This is a genomic window from Sulfitobacter sp. D7 (genome assembly GCF_003611275.1).
GTDB lineage: Bacteria > Pseudomonadota > Alphaproteobacteria > Rhodobacterales > Rhodobacteraceae > Sulfitobacter > Sulfitobacter profundi.
In genome coordinates this window covers 1,203,253-1,220,291 of the sequence record NZ_CP020694.1, presented here as the reverse complement: position 1 = coordinate 1,220,291, position 17,039 = coordinate 1,203,253, and the positions used below count along the sequence as shown (strand labels likewise).

Annotated in this window: 14 protein-coding genes; 3 read left to right on the top strand and 11 right to left on the bottom strand. The window is 63.1% G+C overall.

The features are described 5' to 3' along the window. Position 1: 1 nt before the first annotated feature. Together B5M07_RS05870 and rpmB are read right to left on the bottom strand one after the other, a co-directional pair. Positions 2–1,654, bottom strand: a complete 1,653-nt coding sequence (locus tag B5M07_RS05870; protein ID WP_067625202.1) for a BCCT family transporter — start codon at positions 1,652–1,654, stop codon at positions 2–4. Between the two features lie 254 nt (positions 1,655–1,908). Then, positions 1,909–2,208 (bottom strand): 50S ribosomal protein L28, encoded by a 300-nt coding sequence (gene rpmB, locus B5M07_RS05865; RefSeq protein WP_067625199.1) that lies wholly within the window; start codon positions 2,206–2,208, stop codon positions 1,909–1,911. 268 nt (positions 2,209–2,476) lie between these two features. Here rpmB and B5M07_RS05860 point away from each other — a divergent pair, with 268 nt between their 5' ends. Next, a complete protein-coding gene (locus B5M07_RS05860) occupies positions 2,477–3,172 on the top strand; it encodes a CDP-alcohol phosphatidyltransferase family protein (RefSeq protein ID WP_120350612.1) in 696 nt (231 codons plus the stop codon). Between the two features lie 15 nt (positions 3,173–3,187). Here B5M07_RS05860 and B5M07_RS05855 read toward each other — a convergent pair whose 3' ends face one another. Together B5M07_RS05855 and ileS are read right to left on the bottom strand one after the other, a co-directional pair. Beyond that, entirely contained in the window at positions 3,188–3,643 is a 456-nt protein-coding gene (locus tag B5M07_RS05855) for a methylated-DNA--[protein]-cysteine S-methyltransferase (RefSeq protein WP_120350611.1), read from the bottom strand. Positions 3,644–3,880: 237 nt separating this feature from the next. After that, positions 3,881–6,802 carry an isoleucine--tRNA ligase gene (gene ileS / locus B5M07_RS05850; RefSeq protein WP_120350610.1) on the bottom strand — a complete coding sequence of 974 codons (2,922 nt, stop codon included), beginning with the start codon at positions 6,800–6,802 and terminating at the stop codon, positions 3,881–3,883. A gap of 371 nt (positions 6,803–7,173) precedes the next feature. Between ileS and B5M07_RS05845 the strand changes: the two genes are divergently transcribed. Then, positions 7,174–7,923 carry a Crp/Fnr family transcriptional regulator gene (locus tag B5M07_RS05845; RefSeq protein ID WP_120350609.1) on the top strand — a complete coding sequence of 250 codons (750 nt, stop codon included), beginning with the start codon at positions 7,174–7,176 and terminating at the stop codon, positions 7,921–7,923. On the opposite strand, the gene B5M07_RS05840 is transcribed toward B5M07_RS05845, so the two are convergent. From B5M07_RS05840 to B5M07_RS05825, 4 genes are read right to left on the bottom strand one after another with little or no spacing between them, the layout of a single operon-like run. Beyond that, positions 7,920–9,077 (bottom strand): glycosyltransferase, encoded by a 1,158-nt coding sequence (locus B5M07_RS05840; protein ID WP_120350608.1) that lies wholly within the window; start codon positions 9,075–9,077, stop codon positions 7,920–7,922. The two genes, B5M07_RS05845 and B5M07_RS05840, sit on opposite strands and share 4 nt — an antisense overlap. Continuing rightward, complete coding sequence (locus B5M07_RS05835; RefSeq protein WP_120350607.1) at positions 9,074–10,018, bottom strand: glycosyltransferase family 2 protein; 945 nt, start codon at positions 10,016–10,018, stop codon at positions 9,074–9,076. The genes B5M07_RS05840 and B5M07_RS05835 overlap by 4 nt, the downstream gene beginning before the upstream one ends. Further along, entirely contained in the window at positions 9,990–11,147 is a 1,158-nt protein-coding gene (locus tag B5M07_RS05830) for a glycosyltransferase (RefSeq protein ID WP_120350606.1), read from the bottom strand. Before B5M07_RS05830 ends, B5M07_RS05835 begins: the two co-directional genes overlap by 29 nt. Next, positions 11,144–13,195 carry an HAD-IIB family hydrolase gene (locus B5M07_RS05825; protein WP_120350605.1) on the bottom strand — a complete coding sequence of 684 codons (2,052 nt, stop codon included), beginning with the start codon at positions 13,193–13,195 and terminating at the stop codon, positions 11,144–11,146. The genes B5M07_RS05830 and B5M07_RS05825 overlap by 4 nt, the downstream gene beginning before the upstream one ends. 146 nt (positions 13,196–13,341) lie before the next feature. Here B5M07_RS05825 and B5M07_RS05820 point away from each other — a divergent pair, with 146 nt between their 5' ends. Then, on the top strand, positions 13,342–14,121 hold the full coding sequence (locus B5M07_RS05820; protein WP_120350604.1) for a sulfotransferase family protein: 780 nt from the start codon (positions 13,342–13,344) through the stop codon (positions 14,119–14,121). Positions 14,122–14,125: 4 nt separating this feature from the next. Here the strand turns inward: B5M07_RS05820 and B5M07_RS05815 are convergent, their stop codons facing one another. Genes B5M07_RS05815 through B5M07_RS05805 form a run of 3 tightly spaced genes read right to left on the bottom strand, consistent with a single transcriptional unit; the run spans position 14,126 to position 17,018 of the window. Continuing rightward, positions 14,126–15,130, bottom strand: coding sequence for a YcjF family protein (locus tag B5M07_RS05815; RefSeq protein WP_120350603.1), 1,005 nt, complete (start codon positions 15,128–15,130; stop codon positions 14,126–14,128). Further along, complete coding sequence (locus B5M07_RS05810) at positions 15,130–15,594, bottom strand: GNAT family N-acetyltransferase (RefSeq protein ID WP_120350602.1); 465 nt, start codon at positions 15,592–15,594, stop codon at positions 15,130–15,132. Before B5M07_RS05810 ends, B5M07_RS05815 begins: the two co-directional genes overlap by 1 nt. Further along, the gene (locus B5M07_RS05805; protein WP_120350601.1) at positions 15,591–17,018 is read right to left on the bottom strand and encodes a YcjX family protein; all 1,428 of its coding nucleotides are present in this window, start codon (positions 17,016–17,018) and stop codon (positions 15,591–15,593) included. Before B5M07_RS05805 ends, B5M07_RS05810 begins: the two co-directional genes overlap by 4 nt. Positions 17,019–17,039: the final 21 nt, after the last annotated feature.

Genomic DNA, 17,039 nt, shown 5'->3' with positions numbered 1-17,039 from the left:
CTCAGCGCGGTTCGCTGCGCAGACCCTTGTAGACCGTATAGCACATCACCAGCATCAAGATTGCAAAGGGCACACCCGTCGCCGTGACCCCGGCCTGCAGGGCCGAGAGCCCGCCGCCGATCAACAGCACGATGGCGATCAACCCTTCGACGATGCACCAAAAGATACGCTGCGGGACCGGCGCGTCGATCTTGCCGCCCGCCGTGATCGTATCGACAACCAGCGACCCCGAATCCGACGAGGTAACAAAGAACACCAGCGCCAAGAGAATCGCGATGGTCGAGGCCACCTTGGTGAAAGGCAGTTCATTCAACATCCCGAAAAGCGACAGTTCCGGCGAATAGCTGTCGATCACATTGGCCTTCACCAACGATGTTTCGGGGCTGGTCAGGATTTGATCAATCGCAATACCGCCAAAGACGCCCATCCAGATAAAGATGATGAGGGAGGGGATCAGCAGCACGCAGATGATAAATTCCCGCACCGTGCGCCCGCGTGAGACCCGGGCGATGAACATGCCCACGAAAGGGGCCCAAGATACCCACCACGCCCAATAGAACGCCGTCCACCCTTCGCGGTAGCCGTCGTCATCGCGGCCAAAGGGGTTGGAAAGCGGAATGATCTCTTGCGTATAGGCCACCAAGCCGGTCCAAAAGCCATCAAGCCCCACCAACGTTGGGCCCACGAACAGCACAAAGAGGAAGAACAGGACCGCCACGATCATGTTCACCTCCGACAGGATCTTTACCCCGCCGTCCAACCCGCGCCAGACCGACACCAGTGCCACGGCAGTGACCAAAAGGATGATGACCACCTGCACGTTGGTCGAAATTTCAAGCCCGAAGGCAAAGTTGAACCCCGCGTTGGCCTGCTGCGCGCCCAAGCCAAGCGATGTGGCAAGACCAAAAAGCGTCGCGAAAACCGCCAAGATATCAATGATATGTCCCGGCCAGCCCCAGACCCGATCGCCCAGAAGCGGATAGAAACAGGACCGGATCGAGAATGGCAGCCCCTTGTTATAGGTAAACAGGGCCAAGGCCAGCGCCATGATCGCATAGACCGCCCAGCCATGCAGCCCCCAGTGGTAAAAGGTCGCCGCGAGCCCCATGGCGCGGGCGGCCTCGACATTCTCAGGTATGATCGACCCATCTTCGGCAATCGGCAGGGGCACCCCCAAGGGGCCAGAGACGTTCATATGATACACCGGCTCAAGCACGCCAAAGAACAAAAGCCCGATGCCCATGCCCGCGGCGAAAAGCATGGCGAACCAAGCAAGGTAGGAATACTCTGGCACGGCCTCTTTCCCGCCAAGCCTGACTTTGGAGATGGGCAAGAAAATCAGCACGATACAAAAGATAACGAAGATGTTCACGATGATCATGAACAGCCAGTCCAGCTTGGTGGTGGCGAAATCCCGAACAGCAAGGAAGACCACCCCGGCTTGATCCGGGAAAAGCATCGTCAGCAGCACAAAGGCCACTGCCGTCAGGCCGGACACCATGAAGACCGGGTTGTGGATGTCAAAGCCCAGCGGGCCCAATGTCCCGTCGATGTTATCTTGGCCAACCTCGAAATCAGTCTCGATCTCATTCGTGTCGGCGGGCGTGCCCGAGGGCGGGCTAGAGTTTGGCGTGCCGGGGGTGGGGTCAGTCATGAAATCTCCGATCTTGATGCACGGTCTGAGCCCCGCTTGGCAGGTAGCATGGCCAGAACAACAAATGTCAGAGGATCAATTAGCGCGCATTTCCAAGGTTTCCCGAATAAAAACATACCCCTGCGCAACAAAACCGCCAATGGCAGCGCGGGGTGCCATCCTGATAGCCGGGAAACCCTTAAGAAAGACCTAAGCCCAAAACGAAAAAGCCCCGATCCTTTCGGATCGAGGCCCAATCTGGTCTGTGGTAAGCCTTAGCTCAGCACATCGGCGGTCGCGCTGGTTTTCGCGATGGCCTTTTTGATTTTCAACGCATTGTCGGACAGTTCAACGTCCTTGGCTTTCGCCAGGAACTTGTCCAGACCACCGCGGTGGTCGACGCTGCGCAGGGCTGCGGCAGAGATGCGCAGCTTGAACGCGCGGCCCAGTGCTTCGGACTGCAACGACACGTCGTTGAGGTTCGGCAAGAACCGACGGCGTGTACGGTTGTTAGCGTGGCTTACGTTGTTGCCCGTCATCGGGCCTTTTCCGGTCAATTCGCAACGGCGCGACATGGGTTCATCCTTTTGCTGTTGTGTCCTTCCAGCGATCCGGAAAAACACATAACGTGGGGGCCGCGCAGAGCCGACCCTGAATTGGTTCGCTGGCTTTAAGGGGAATCGCGGTAGCCGTCAACCCGAAGCGCGGGACTTGGGCATATTTCCTGCGCAACGCCCGGCCCCGTCAACTGCGCCCCCGCTGACCCGCCTTTGCTACGCTGGTTTTTGCCGCCCACGCCAGAGTTTCCTTTGCATCCCCCCGGCGGATTTGCGATGCAGACACATGACCATACAGATGCGCGCTCTTTTCGTTCACCTTTTCACTGCCACCGGTGCGGTGCTTGCAATGCTTGCCATGCTCGCCGCCGTGGAAGAGAAATGGGACCTGATGTTCCTTTGGCTGGTGATCGCCTTCTTCGTCGATGGTATCGACGGCCCGCTGGCGCGCAAATACGATGTGAAGACCAACGCCCCGGAATTCGATGGTGTCTTGATGGACCTCATCATCGACTATCTCACTTATGTCTTCATCCCGGCCTTCGCGCTGTTCACCTCGGGCCTGATGGATGGCTGGAGCGGCTGGGCGATGATCATTATCATCACCTTTGCCAGCGTCATGTATTTTTCCGACACCCGCATGAAAACAAAGGACAATTCCTTTAAAGGTTTTCCCGGCTGCTGGAACATGTTGGTGCTGGTGCTCTTTGCTTTGCAGCCCGAATGGTGGATCAGCCTGATTGTTGTCACGATCCTTGCCGCAGCGATGTTTCTGCCGATCAAATTCGTGCACCCCGTCCGGACCGAGCGTTGGCGCCCCGTGACGCTGCCCATGGCGCTGGCATGGACCTTCTTCGCGGGCTGGTCGGCTTGGGTGAACTTTCACCCCGAAAGCTGGGCCCATTGGGGTCTGGTGATCACCTCGATCTACCTGATCTGCGCTGGTGCTGCGCAGCAGTTGATCCCCCTCGCCGAAGACTGAGCCTGCCTCGCGGGGTTAAATCAGCAGCCCCGCCGCGCCCTCATGGCGCAGCAATGCGACCTTGGTTTCAACCCCGCCCGCCCCGCTAAAGCCGGTCAGACCCTTCGCCCCCATCACTCGGTGGCATGGGATAATGACCGGGATCGGATTGCCGCCACAGGCCCCGCCGACCGCTTGCGCAGGCACGCCGAGGTCGCGGGCAATCTCTCCGTAGGTGCGGGTGTGGCCAAAGGGAATCGCAAGAATCGCGGTGCAGACCGCACGCTGGAAATCGCTCCCCATAACGCGCAACGGTAGGTCAAAGCTTTGACGCTCGCCTGTCGCGTATTCCTTGAGTTGGCGCAGCGCGGCATCAAGCAGATCCGAGCGATCCTGCCGCGCTGCCTGCCCCCACCCAAGCGCCGTGATCGCTCCGTCCTCTTCGGTCAGGGTCAGATCGCCGAAGGGCGTGGAGAGGGAGGCTTGTTTCATCGCGCCACTCTGCGCCAGAAATCACATGTGCGAAAGAGCGCTGAGGGCATCGCCCTCCCTGGACATCTTTCCGGCGGGCATGGGCGCCCAAGAGGCGCTGAAGGTGCGATCTGTGGAAACGCTGCAAAATTGCCCTCCAGCGGGTGGGCCAACGGGCAGGACATATGATCAGGGTCGCGCAAAGAAAAACGGGCGACAGATAAACCGCCGCCCGCCATTTTCAGTTCTAATGCTGGCTCAGGCGTCCGCCAAAGCCTCACGCACCGCCTCATCACAGCGCCCGCAAACGCCGGGATGCTCATGGGTGCCGACATCCGGCAGCACCTTCCAGCAACGCTCGCATTTGGCGCCTTCGGCCTTTTCGAACACCACAGCGACGCCTTGCGCCTCAGGCATGCGGAAAGCCTCAGCCGGGGCCGCGTCGCCGGTTACGGTGATGTCCGAGGTAATCGCCACATCCTCGAAAGACACGCTCTCCAATGCGTCGCGCTGCGCCGCGTCGGCCACATGCACCACGGGGGCTGCTTCGAGCGAGGCACCGATCACCTTCTCGGTCCGCTGCACCTCCAGCGCCGCCGTCACCACACGGCGCGCGGCACGGACCTTGGCCCATTTCGCGGCCAGTTCCGGGTTCAGCCATGCCTCGGGCGTTTCGGGCATATCCACCAGATGCACCGAAGATGCGTCACCGGGGAAGCGCTCGAGCCAGACTTCTTCCATGGTGAAGACCAATACCGGCGCCAGCCATGTCGTCAAACGGTGGAACAGGATATCCAGCACCGAGCGCGCGGCGCGGCGGCGCAGGGTATCGCCATCGCAATAAAGCGCGTCCTTGCGGATATCGAAATAGAAGGCCGAGAGATCGACCGTGGCAAAGGTAAACACCGCCTGGAACACACCTTGGAAGTCAAAGCGCGCAAAGCCGTCGCGCACCACCTTGTCGAGTTCCGCCACCCGGTGCAGCACCCAACGCTCTAGCTCCGGCATATCTGCCGGATCAACCCGGTCCGCCTCGCTGAAATCATTCAACGCGCCGAGCATATAGCGCATGGTGTTGCGCAAGCGGCGATAGCTGTCGGCCACGCCTTTGAGGATCTCATCCCCAATCCGCTGGTCGGCGGTGTAATCGGTCTGCGCCACCCAAAGCCGCAGAATATCGGCGCCATATTGCTGGACGATCTTCTCGGGCACGATGGTGTTGCCGATGGATTTGGACATCTTCATGCCCTTCGCGTCCAGCGTGAAACCGTGCGTCACCACGTTGCGGTAAGGCGCGCGGCCCGTGGTGCCCACAGACTGCAACAGCGAGGAGTGGAACCACCCGCGGTGCTGGTCGGTGCCTTCCATATAAACGTCAGCGATGCCGTCCTCCGTCCCGTCTTCACGGTCGCGCAGGGTGAAGGCATGGGTCGAGCCGCTGTCAAACCAAACGTCGAGGATGTCGGTCACCTGATCGAACTCTGCCGGATCGACGATGCCCTCAAGGAAGCGTTCTTTCGCGCCTTCCGCATACCAGGCATCCGCGCCTTCGGCCTCGAAAGCCTCAACGATACGCTGATTGACCTCAGGATTGCGCAGCAGGAAGCTCTCATCCGTCGGAGCGACGCCCTTGCGCACAAAACAGGTCAGCGGCACGCCCCAGGCGCGCTGGCGGCTGAGCACCCAGTCGGGCCGTGCTTCCATCATCGAATGCAGGCGGTTGCGGCCAGATTTCGGCACCCAGTTAACCTTGTCGATGCAAGTCAATGCGCGTTCGCGGATGGTCTTGCCGTTCTGGTCCAGCCCGTCGCCGACAACCTTGTCGATCGCGGCAAACCACTGCGGCGTGTTGCGGTAGATCACCGGCGCCTTGGAGCGCCAGCTGTGCGGGTAGCTGTGCTTGATCTTGCCACGCGCCAGCAGCCCGCCGACCTCAACCAGCTTGTCGATGATCGCGCTGTTGGCGTTGCCCTCTTTGCCGTTCGGCTTGAGGATTGCCTTGCCGCCAAAGAACGGCAGATCATCGCGGAAACGCCCGTCTTCCATGACGTTATAGGTGATGACCTGCGGCAGCATGCCCAGATCGCGATAAAGCTCGTATTCCTCAAGACCGTGCGACGGCGCGCAGTGCACGAAGCCAGTCCCCTCGTCCGAAGTCACAAAATCGGCGGCACGGAAATCTCGCGGATCATCCCACTCGCCCTCCGCCCCTTCGGCGCCGGCCAGCGGGTGCAAAAGCGAAATCTTGGCCAATTCGTCATTCTCGACACCGCGCACACGGTTCCACATACCGTCTTCCAGACGGGCACGGGCAAAGACATCCGCCGCCAGATCATCGGCCAGCAGGAAACGCTCGCCCACATTGGCCCAGCATTCGTCCGGTGTGCTGGTCACTTCGTAAAGGCCATAGGAAATGCCCTCGCCGTACACCACGGCCTTGTTCGAGGGCATGGTCCAAGGCGTCGTGGTCCAGATCACCACCTGCGCGCCGTCCAGATCGCCTTCTGTGCCGACGACCTTGAACTTCACCCAAACCGTGTGGCTTTCCTTGTCGTGATACTCGACCTCAGCTTCGGCCAGCGCGGTCTTTTCGACCGGCGACCACATCACGGGCTTCGAGCCTTGATAAAGCGTGCCGTTCATCAGGAACTTCATGAATTCCTCGGCGATGACACGCTCGGCATGGAAATCCATGGTCAGATAGGGGTTTTCCCAATTGCCGGTGATGCCCAGACGCTTGAATTCCTCGCGCTGCACGTCGACCCAACCGCGGGCGAACTCGCGACATTCGGCGCGGAATTCATTGATCGGCACCTGATCCTTGTCGCGGCCCTTCTTGCGGTACTGCTCTTCGATCTTCCATTCGATCGGCAGACCGTGGCAATCCCAACCGGGGATGTAGCGCGCGTCAAAGCCCATCATCTGATGGCTGCGCACAATCATGTCCTTGATCGTCTTGTTCAACGCGTGGCCGATGTGCAGGTTGCCGTTGGCGTAAGGGGGGCCGTCATGCAGCGTGAAGGGCTGGCGGCCCTCTTTCTCGCGCAGGCGGTCATAGACGCCGATCTTTTCCCACCGCTCCAACCAGCCGGGCTCGCGCTTGGGCAATCCGGCGCGCATGGGGAAATCGGTCTTGGGCAGGTTCAGCGTGGCTTTGTAGTCGGGGGTCTCGGCGCACATGGGGAGCGTCCTTTAGGCATATGGGGGTTATTCAATCTCGGTCGGTGCGAATGGCTCAAGCACCTCGGCCCGGCGTCTCAATTGCTCAGAGCGCCGGGGATATAATTCGAATAATGATCGCGGTGAGGCGTGTCATAGGGGCGCTTATAAACAGCCCCCCCTGCCCCGACAAGCCCCGGAAGAAGCGCAACAATCCGTGCTGAAAATCCTGCCACATGCGCCGCCCGCCAAACTTAACATTTTTTATGATCCCCGGCCTTCCCTTGAATTTTTCGGCAAAAACAGCATCATAAGCCTTTCGATAAAAGATATAGCCCGCGGACCCTGCATTTAAGGACCCGCGTCATTTTCATTGGGCGAAAGACTTACGTGTGACGATCAAAGACTCCTTTTACAACGATATGTCGGTCAAGCCCTGTGGCATGGTGGACCATCTAGACGGTGCGCAATGGGCTAGGCTTGCGCCGCTGTTGACCCAGCACAAGCAATTTACGCCGGGCGCCGTGATCAGCCGCAGGGGTGATTTCTTGGATTATAGCCTGCTGCTGCTGAATGGGCTCATCGCCCGCAGCGTGCCCCGCGGGCAGCGCGCGCGGAGCACGTTCGTCGCCCTGCAGTTCCCCGGAGAGTTTGTCGATCTCCATGCCTTCCCGCTCAAACGGCTAGACCATGATGTCATTTCGCTGACCGATACGCGGGTCGCCATGATCGCGCATGAGCCGCTGCGCGAATTGCTGAATGGCGATGTCGAAATGGCCCGGAACCTCTGGCTCATGACTTTGGTCGATGCCTCCATCCACCGCCATTGGGTGATGCGCAACAGCGCCATGCGCGCGCTCGCCCGGGTCGCGAATTTCCTGAGCGAGTTTGATGCCCGCATGTCCGCCGCCTACGGTATGGAGCGTCAAAGCCTGCCCTTCGACCTGCGCCAGACCGACATCGCCGATGCTACCGGCCTCACCTCGGTGCATGTCAGCCGGACATTGCGCGAATTGCGCGAACACGGCTGCTGTGCCGTAACGGGCGGCAAACTGCTGATCCATGACCGCGCGGGGCTGCATAAGGTCGGCCAGTTCGAGCCTGCCTACCTCTATATGCCGCAGTCCGAAGCGGCCCTTTAACCTGCCTCTGCCAGAGGCCGATCCGCACCCTCCACATGCAGGGCGATCGCCGGATATGTTCTGTGCGGCACTGCCACGTCGCCCTGCGCTAGGGCCGCGTGATAAAGCCGCTCGAACTTTGTCACCATCGCCTGCGCATCAAACAGCCGCGCCACACGGGCGCGCGGCACCTCGGCGGGGATCGCGAGCGCCTGTCGCAGTGCCTCAGCCAAGGCCACGGGGCTGTCATCCACAGCAATGACACCCGCCTCGCCCAACACTTCTTCAACCGCCCCATGCGGCGTCGCGGCCACTGGCAGGCCCGTCGCCATCGCCTCTACCGCCGCGAGGCCAAAGGGTTCCTCCCACTGCGGGGTAAACAGCGCCACCGACGCCCTGCCATAGGCCCGCCCAAGGGCTTGGGTATTCAAATGCCCAACATAGGCCACATCGTCATAAAGATGCGGTCTTACCATATCGTTAAAGTAGTCCTGATGCTCCACCACGCCGTAGATGCGCAGCGGCACCCCGGCGATCTGCGCCGCCTCTGCCGCCAGATGGGTGCCCTTGGTCGGGGTAATGCGCCCAGCCCAGACAGCGCTTCCGTCGCCCGGCCCGCCTTGGGGCCATTCGGATAGGTCGATCCCGTTGTGCACCACATGCGCCGTTTCCGGCGCGCCCTCGGGCCACCAGATGCCGCGCTGCCGAGCCGACACGACAGAGGACAGATGCCATGGCGCCGCCCCATCCATCAGCGCGCCGCGCAGCACTTTGAAGGGCGGAATATGCAATGAAGTGACCATCGGCAGACGTTCTGCCCGCGAGAGCCGCGGCAGGTAGCGGTGCAGTGCGTTGTTGTGTACCACGTCAAAGCGCCCCTCCAGCAGCAGCCGCGCGGCGCGAGCATAGCAGGCATCGAGGTGGTAGTTCAGCGCATCGGTGCCGTGAAACTCATGCCACGGATAGCGCGCGTCGTAATGCGCCTCGCAAATCGGCAGCAGTTTGACCCCCGGCGGCAAACCCGCTGCACTGTCCCCACTGGCCAACAGGGTCACGTCATGGCCCCGCTCGGCCAGCATACGGGCAAGGCTATGGGTAAAAGCCTCCATCCCGCCCTTGAACGGCGGGGCGATGGGGTGCCGAATATGGCCGACGATGGCGATGCGCAGGGTCATTCCGCCGCGATCCGCTCTTCGCCCCGCAGATAGCGCAGCACACGCGCGGTATTGGCATAGGGCTGGTCTGACTGCTGCTCACAAAGCGCAAAGTCATCTGCATCCGGTTCGCGCAGCTGCACCAGCGCATCGCCATCAGCCCCCACCAAACCCATCAGGCGAAAAGCGGTGAGCCAGTGGTTCATGGTACGGTGGCCCCATTTGTCGGCAAAGATCTCGGTATTGCGCAGGATCGATGGGATGTGGTGAATCGGCGGCATGCAATGCGGGTGATGCTGGTGAAAGACCTTCGCCCCCTTTGCCCAGTGAATCGGAACGCCGCGTTCGTCCAATTCGCGGCCAAAATCGGTATCCTCGCCCCCGTAGCCGGTGAAACGTTCGTCGAATCCGCCGGAGCGGTCCCAATCCGCGCGGTGAATGGCAAAGTTCAGCGACCAGAAGCAGCGGTAATCGTTGCAGCGCTTCAGCCCTTCTGCGGGCGGTCCTTGGCGGTCGGAATGGCGCACGGCCACGGCTTTGAGCGTGTCATAGCTCCATCCCTCGGTCGCCGTGCCCGCGGGGAGGTAATTGACCTCGCCCATGATCAGCCCGTTGCCCGGCACCGCATAGCCCATAAAGTCGGCGATCAACTCTGGGGCCGGAATGCAATCCACGTCGAGAAAGACAAGGCAATCGCCCATTGCCTCTGCCGCGACGGTATTGCGCGCGCGTGACAGCGGCAGTTCGCGGCCCGTGACCTGCACCTGCCGGATCGGGAAATCGGTCTGTGGCAGATCGTCATAAAGCCTGTCTTGCATGACCCCGATAACCAGTTCATCCGGCTGCCGGGTCTGACGGGTCAGGCCAAGGATCACATTGCGCAGATGAGCAGCCCGCCCCCGCGCAAGCGTCAGCGCGCTGACTGTGGTGGTTTCAGGCACGGATGGGGTGAACGATGTCATGTAAATCTCCGGTTTCATTGGATGTTTCGGATAGCAACTGATCGGTCAGGCCGGTCAGCCAACGGGTGGTCTTAGCCGCGGCATCTTCGTCGACCAAAGCGCGTTGCAGGGCCGGGTCATGGGTATCGAACGTGCGTTGGATCGCCGCGCGCCATGCCCCGGCAGAGGACGGGAAATGCGGCAGATGATGCGCCGCCCCCGCGCGGTGCAGCGCCGCAGCCTTTTCGATCTGTTCATCGAAATAGCGCCACTCCGGCACGGCCAGCCACGGCGTCTCGGCGGCGAGGATTTGATGACAGGTGGTATTGCCTGTCGAGGCCACGACCATGTCCGCCGCCGCCAGATAATCCGCCGCGTTATCGACCCAACCGTGATGGTGCAGGTTCGCAGGTTCGGTCGCATGCCAATCCCGCGCCATCCGACCGATGGTGACGAATGCCGTCTCAGGCAGCGCCCGCGCCGCGATGCCAAAGGGCGCCGAGGCAAATCCGGTGCCGCCCCCGCCTGACATGACAACCACCATGCGCTGATCCGGTGCGGTGCCAAGGTTTTCGCGCGACATCGCGCGCCGTGCGGGATCGGGTCGTTTTACGTCGACCCCCAAACCCCCGGCGAAATGCGTCTTTCCCATATGCCGTGCGGGCCAATCAGGCTGCGCCAGCGCCTTTGCGGCAGGACAGAGCAGGCCGACCGCGCCGTCATAGGCCGCCTGATGCCCCGGATCGCTGCGCTGGCCGTGTTGCAACACTTTCACATGCGGCACCGAACAAATCCGTGCCAGTTGGGCCACCTCCGCCGAGACATCGCTGATCATTAGCACCGGGTTGGCGCTGGCAAACCAAGAGGCCAGTTGCGCCATGGCCTGCCGAATGCCCGGCCAGCCGAGCGGCGCGCAATGCACCGTGTCCGGCGCGCTGGTGGTATCGTTGATGTCTTCGTATCCTGTGGGCTCAAAGAGCGACGGCAGGGCAATAAGCTCAACCTGCCGGGTGAAGGCGGGAAAGATATCGGGCTTGGCACAAAAGACAGTCACCGGCTGGCTTTTCGGCAGCGCGTTGACCACTGCGGCGCAACGTTCCGCATGGCCCCGGCCCTGATGGTGGACGAAGTAACCGATGGGCCGCGTCATTGCGCCACCATCTTGACCGGCGGCTCCATCGCGTTGAGGGCGAAACCAAAGGTCTCAAGCCCTTCCAAGACCCCCGCCGCATGGGCCGCGCGGGCATGGTAGAGCCGTCTGCCGCTCAGACGTTCGCGCAGCCCGTCCATCGCATTGCCGACCAAAATGCCCCGGCCCGGCCCATCCTCCACGGCCTGCAGCATATCGAAATCATTGCCACTGTCCCCGGCCACCACGACCCGGTCCATCGGCATGCCCAACCGCCGCGCCGCGGCATAGACCGCAGGGCCCTTGCCCGCGGCCAGAGGCAAGACATCAATCAGCCGCCCGTGGGAGGCCACGATTTGCGCCGCCACGCCGCGCCGTGCCAGATGGCGTTCCAACCGGCGCGCGGTGCGCATGTCGCCGAAACCGCTGAGCTTCCAGCGCCGCTGTTCGACCCGTGCCTGCCATTTAAAGCCGAACTCCTTCAGCGCGCGCTCCACCCGGTCGCGCTGCCATCCAGCGTCGAGCTTTTGGGCGAAACGCTCATCCAGACAAAGCCGCCCTTCCGCATCGGGCAGATAGACCTCAGTGCCTACAGAGGTGATGAAAACGCGCGGGCTTGGCAGGTTCCAATCGCGCAGGATGCGGCGGGCCTCCGGCAGGCTGCGGCCCGTGGCCACGGCAAACATCGGACGGTCGCGGGCGATCCATGCGTTGAACAAAGCAGCGGAAGGCGCGCAGCCGGTCAGCGTGTTGTCGATGTCGCTGGCCAGCATGACCGACGCTTGCGCCGTCACTGGCGCGGGGTTGCAGATATCCTCGCAGATATGCTGCACCTCTTCGGCCCATTTCGACCAATCGTAGCGCCCGACATGGGCGCGCCCGGCTTGTGCTGCATCGGCCCAGAACGAAGGCTCGTCCAAAAGCTTCAACAGCGCCGCCTGTATCGCCTCCACATCTCGGGGCGGCACGCAGATGCCATGGCCAAGGTCCGCCACGATATCGGCAGGCCCGCCCTCTTGCGTCGCCACCACCGGCAACCCATGAGAGGCCGCCTCCAACATGGTCAGGCCAAAGGGTTCATGCAGCGCGAGGTTCACGAAAACCCCGCCCGTTTGCGCCGCGCGGTCATAAAGTGCGGCCACATCGCCCTGCGTATGACTGGGCGGCAATGCCACCTTGCCCCGCAACGCTGGCACCTCCAGCGTCTCGCGCAGGCGGGTCAGTTCCGCGCGGGCCTCTGCATTCGCCTGCAGCGCATCGCCGTGCTGCCCTGCGAGGATCACAAGGTTCGCCCGCGCCTGTAGCGCAGGGCTGTCCGCATAGACCCGCGCCAAGGTTGCAAGGTTCTTGCGGGCTACGGGGCGCGCCACGGCCAGCAGCGTAGGGCGGTCGGGATCGCTCAGCCTATCCGCCAGCAAGGCGCGGCCCGCCCCGGCCTCTGCCGGGCGGCGCAGCGACACACCCGGAGAGACACGGTGCACCCGCGCCTGCGCATCCGCCCCATAGGCGGCGACCTGCACCTCTGCCTCATCGCGCGAAGACAGCACCACCGCATCCGCCTCTAGCAGCGCGCGCCGTTCCGCCGCGACCCGGTCGGTATCTACTGCAGGCCCCGATTTGCTCAGCGCCAGCGAATGCGGGGTATAGATCACCGGGATGCCGAACCGCGCGCGCGCCTCCAGTGCCAATTGCGCCGCATCGGCAAAGTGCGCGTGGATCACATCCGGCAACCGCTGCGTCTGCGCCAAATCCTCTAGAAAAGCATCCACCAGTGCGGGAATTTCCGCGGCGAGGTTTTCTTTGCTCAGATACCCCCGCTGCGCGGTCCAAAGCCGCCGGATCGACAGGCTGCGGCTGACCTGTTGTTCGGTCTGCACGTGAACCGCCCCGAGCGTCGGCTCATCGAAAGCACGGGTCACGATCTGCACCAAATCCACATCACCCCGTGCCGCCTGCGCGCGGGCGGCCCCCAAGATATAGGCGATGTGACCGCCGGTATCTTCGGTCACGCCATAGTTGACAGACGGCGCCGTGAGGCACCCCCCGAGGGCAATGTGGCAAATGAACATGAACGGGTCTCCTTATGGAGAGGTGACCCCCCTCGCGCCCTCTCCGTTCCGATAACAAATGTTAATGCATACATTTCTCGACGGCGGGCATGGCGGTCCTAGCTTCTAGCCACTGTACCCTGCCCAGCCCCAATCAGAGCCCGCCAATGCCTTCCCAGATCCCTCCGCGCTATCTGTTCATCGGCGGGCTGCACCGCTCTGGCACGTCGTTGGTCAATCGGCTGGCCAATGCCCTGCCCGGCGCGGGCGGCATCGCCGGATCGGCAGCGCCCGAGAATGAAGGCGTCTATCTGCAAGGGGCCATCCCCCACACGGCGCAATCCGGGCGGCCCATGCATTTCGCCACCAATCCACAGGAACATCTGACCGAGGCCCACCCGCTCAACACTTTGGAGACAAAGACCCGGCTGGCGCAGGACTGGGCGCCGTGGTTCGCCCCCGACCTGCGCTGGCGGGTTGAGAAATCGCCGGTGAACCTGACCCGCATGCGGTTGATGCAGCACCTCTTTCCGATGTCGCAATTCATCGTGGTCCTGCGCCACCCCGAAGCGGTCGCGGCCTCCGTCGCCGCATGGGTCGATGCCCCGCCACAGGCGTTGATCGATCACTGGATCGCGGCACAAGCGCAGATGTTGGGCGACCTGCCCTATCTTCATGCGGTGATGGTGCTGCGCTACGAGGACATCGTCGCCGACGCCCCCCGCGCCCTGCGCCGGATCGCGCGTTTCATCGACCTTTCCGAAGCGGCGCTGCCCGAAGGCATCGCGGATGGCAACCAAAGCTATACCGGGGTCCCGCAGATGACGGCGGAACAGGCGGAGGAAGCCGCGCGGTGGGGCTATGCCCCCGGGTTGCAGGTCTCACCTTGGCCCGGCCTGATCCAACACCCGCTGCGCGCCGTGCGGGAGGCGGTCGCAGCGGCCTGATCCGTTAGCCGTTGCCAAACACCCCGGTCAGCGCGCGTTTGACGATGCCCCGCACGCCGGGGCGTTTTTCGCGGGCAAAGGGCAGTGGGCGGCAGACCTCGATCGCGGCCACGCCCACGCGCGCGGTCAGCGCGCCGTTCACCAGCCCTTCGCCAAAACGTCGGCTCAGCTTGGCCACGATGGAGCCCCCCAAAAGCGGCTCAATCAGGTCGTCGCCCACCGCCACGGCCCCGGTGGCGACCAAATGCGACAGCACTGCGCGGGTCAGCCGCCACGAGCCGAAAAAGCCCGAACGCCCGCCATAGATCTCGGCAATGCGGCGGATCATCCGCAGGTTGCTGCTGAGCGCCGCGGCCACATCAGCCAGCGCCAAGGGGACCAGTGCCGTCACGGCGGCGACCTGCCGGGCGGCGGCCTCGACCTCGCGGGTGGCGGCGCGGTCGAGGGGGGCTAGAACCTCGCTCTCGGCCAGCCCTAGCAGCGCCTCGGCATCGAATTGATCGCCGCGCAGTTCGGTCAGCCGGTCGCGGCCCCAGCGGGTGTCTTCACGGTCTTTGTAAAGCGTTTCCAGCCGATCCGTCACGCTGCGGGCGGCGGCCAAATCCCCCTGTGCCAGCGCCTCGCCCGCGTCATGGCGCAGCCCGTCCAGCCGCGCCAGCCGTCCAAAGGCCGCCATTTCACGCAGGGACAGCAGCAGTAGCACCAGCAAGAACGCCCCAATCAGCAGCGTCATCGCCCAGCCCAGCAGCGGGTAGCGCGCCATCAGGTCGATAACGAAGGTCCAAGCCGCGATCGACACCAGCGCCGTCACCAGCGCCCCGGCCAGCGCCCAGAACATCCGCACCAGCCGCGAGGGTTTGCGCGCGGCGAGCCGTGCGGCGATCTGCATCGCTTGGCCCTTGGGCGGCGGCGCTTCCACGTCCAACTCTGGCACAGCAGGCGCGTCGGCGACCGAGGGCTGGGGCTTGGCGTCTTCTTCTAGGTCGAACAGGATCGGTCCCCGGGCCATCAGGCGGCCTCCCTTTGCCAGTGCAATGTTAGATCGGGCAGCCCTTCGTCATTGGCGCTGCCATCGCCGCGTGCGGTTTCGGCAAACCCGTGGTGGCGGTAAAAAGCGATGGCCTCTGCATTGGCCTGAAATGTCCAGCAAGTCAGTGCCTTATGGCGCGTCTTTAACCTTTTCAACAAGGCCGAGCCAATGCCCCGTCCCCGCGCCGCCTGCGACACATAAAGCGCATCCAACTCGCCGCCCTCACAGGCCGCGAAACCGGCGATCCGGCCTGACTGCTCGGCCACCGTGACCCAGCCGCGGGCGATCATTGCGTCAGCGTGGGCAATATCCTCAGCCGCCGTATGAATGCGCGGCAACCAATTGGTATCGCGGGCAAAATCGCTCATGATGCCGCCCACCGCGCCAGCGTCGAGGGGTTGCGCGAGGCGCAGGGTGGCGGGGCGGGTCAGCACCGCGGTCATAGCCGGTCCCCGATCAGAAATTCAGCCGCGCGGTCGAGCCGAATATGGGGCGGGCCGTCGCCGGGGCGCAGGTCCAACACCGCTGGGGCAAAGCGCATGATCTGGTAATCCGCGCCCAGCCATTCCTGCGCGCCCTGCCGGGCGGGGGTCAGCAAATGCGCCGGGTCTTCGGGCAACTCTCCGGGGTAGAATGCCGCCTGCCGCCCGCGTGTTTCATCGTCGTTCAAAAGCGTGCCGCGCACCACGTCGAGCGGCTCTCCACCATGGGTCATCACGTCTTCGGTCGTGGCGCGCAGGCTGGCGATGGCCATCGCCCGCGTGCCCGCGCCTGCGTATTGAGCCCGGTCCCGCGCGTCACGGATCAGCGCCTGCATGATGCCGCTCAACCGTGGGTGCTGGCTGTGGTGCAGGTGGTCGGCCTTGGTGGCCGCAAACAGGATTTTCTCAACCCGCTTGCCGCGCAGCAGGCTGGTCAGGAAGTTGTTTGTCCCCGGACGGAAGGCGCCCAGAATATCGGCCATCGCGCCGCGCAGGTCTTCGACCGCCCGCGGCCCTTGGTGGATCGCGCCAAGCGCGTCGACCAGCACCACCTGCCTGTCGATCCTAGAAAAATGATCCCGGAAGAAGGGCTGCACCACCTGTTTCTTATAGGCCTCGAACCGCCGCGCCATTTCGCGGATCAGCGACTTACGCGGTGCCCCGTCTGAGCCCGGCAGCGGCGCGAAGGTCAACACCGGTGAGCCTGCAAGGTCACCGGGCAGCAGAAACCGCCCCGGCGTACAGTCGGAATAGCCATTGGCGCGGGCGGTTTGCAGATAATCGGCAAAGCTGTCGGCAAGCCTGCGGGCGGTGGTTTCTTCCAACTCGGCATGGGGGTCGGTCTGCTCGGCCAACGCGCGGTAGCCCGCCGCCTCCTCACGCGAGGCGATACGCTCAATCACCTGCGCGGACCATTCGGCGTAGGAGACATCCATCAGCGCCAGATCAAGCAGCCATTCGCCGGGGTAATCCACGATATCCAGATGCAGCGTGCGCGGCCCTTGCAGCCCCGCCAGCAGCCCATTGGGCCGCACCTTGAGCGACAGCCGCAGTTCCGAAATCGCCCGCGTGCTTTCCGGCCAATGCGGCGTCTTGCCGGTCAGCGCGGCGAGGTGGTTCTCATAGTCAAAACGCGGCACGGTATCGTCGGGCTGTGGCTGCAAAAACGCCGCCTCTATCCGCCCTTCGGAGGCCGCCAACAGCCCCGGCATCCGCCCCCGGTCCAGCAGGTTCGCCACCAGCGAGGTGATGAAAACCGTCTTGCCCGAGCGCGCAAGACCCGTGACCCCAAGCCGGATCACCGGCTCGAAAAACGTCTCTCCCACCGTGTCGGTGACATTCTCAAACTGCCGCCAAATGCCGTCGGCAATGCCTGTGATACCCAAAGCTGCGCCCGTCCCCTTGTC

Excerpts from the sequence above, each read along its gene's own strand:
- B5M07_RS05870 (WP_067625202.1), bottom strand. The coding sequence starts at position 1,654 with ATGACTGACCCCACCCCCGGCACGCCAAACTCTAGCCCGCCCTCGGGC.
- rpmB (WP_067625199.1), bottom strand. The coding sequence starts at position 2,208 with ATGTCGCGCCGTTGCGAATTGACCGGAAAAGGCCCGATGACGGGCAAC.
- B5M07_RS05860 (WP_120350612.1), top strand. The coding sequence starts at position 2,477 with ATGACCATACAGATGCGCGCTCTTTTCGTTCACCTTTTCACTGCCACC.
- B5M07_RS05855 (WP_120350611.1), bottom strand. The coding sequence starts at position 3,643 with ATGAAACAAGCCTCCCTCTCCACGCCCTTCGGCGATCTGACCCTGACC.
- ileS (WP_120350610.1), bottom strand. The coding sequence starts at position 6,802 with ATGTGCGCCGAGACCCCCGACTACAAAGCCACGCTGAACCTGCCCAAG.
- B5M07_RS05840 (WP_120350608.1), bottom strand. The coding sequence starts at position 9,077 with ATGACCCTGCGCATCGCCATCGTCGGCCATATTCGGCACCCCATCGCC.
- B5M07_RS05835 (WP_120350607.1), bottom strand. The coding sequence starts at position 10,018 with ATGACATCGTTCACCCCATCCGTGCCTGAAACCACCACAGTCAGCGCG.
- B5M07_RS05830 (WP_120350606.1), bottom strand. The coding sequence starts at position 11,147 with ATGACGCGGCCCATCGGTTACTTCGTCCACCATCAGGGCCGGGGCCAT.
- B5M07_RS05825 (WP_120350605.1), bottom strand. The coding sequence starts at position 13,195 with ATGTTCATTTGCCACATTGCCCTCGGGGGGTGCCTCACGGCGCCGTCT.
- B5M07_RS05820 (WP_120350604.1), top strand. The coding sequence starts at position 13,342 with ATGCCTTCCCAGATCCCTCCGCGCTATCTGTTCATCGGCGGGCTGCAC.
- B5M07_RS05815 (WP_120350603.1), bottom strand. The coding sequence starts at position 15,130 with ATGGCCCGGGGACCGATCCTGTTCGACCTAGAAGAAGACGCCAAGCCC.
- B5M07_RS05810 (WP_120350602.1), bottom strand. The coding sequence starts at position 15,594 with ATGACCGCGGTGCTGACCCGCCCCGCCACCCTGCGCCTCGCGCAACCC.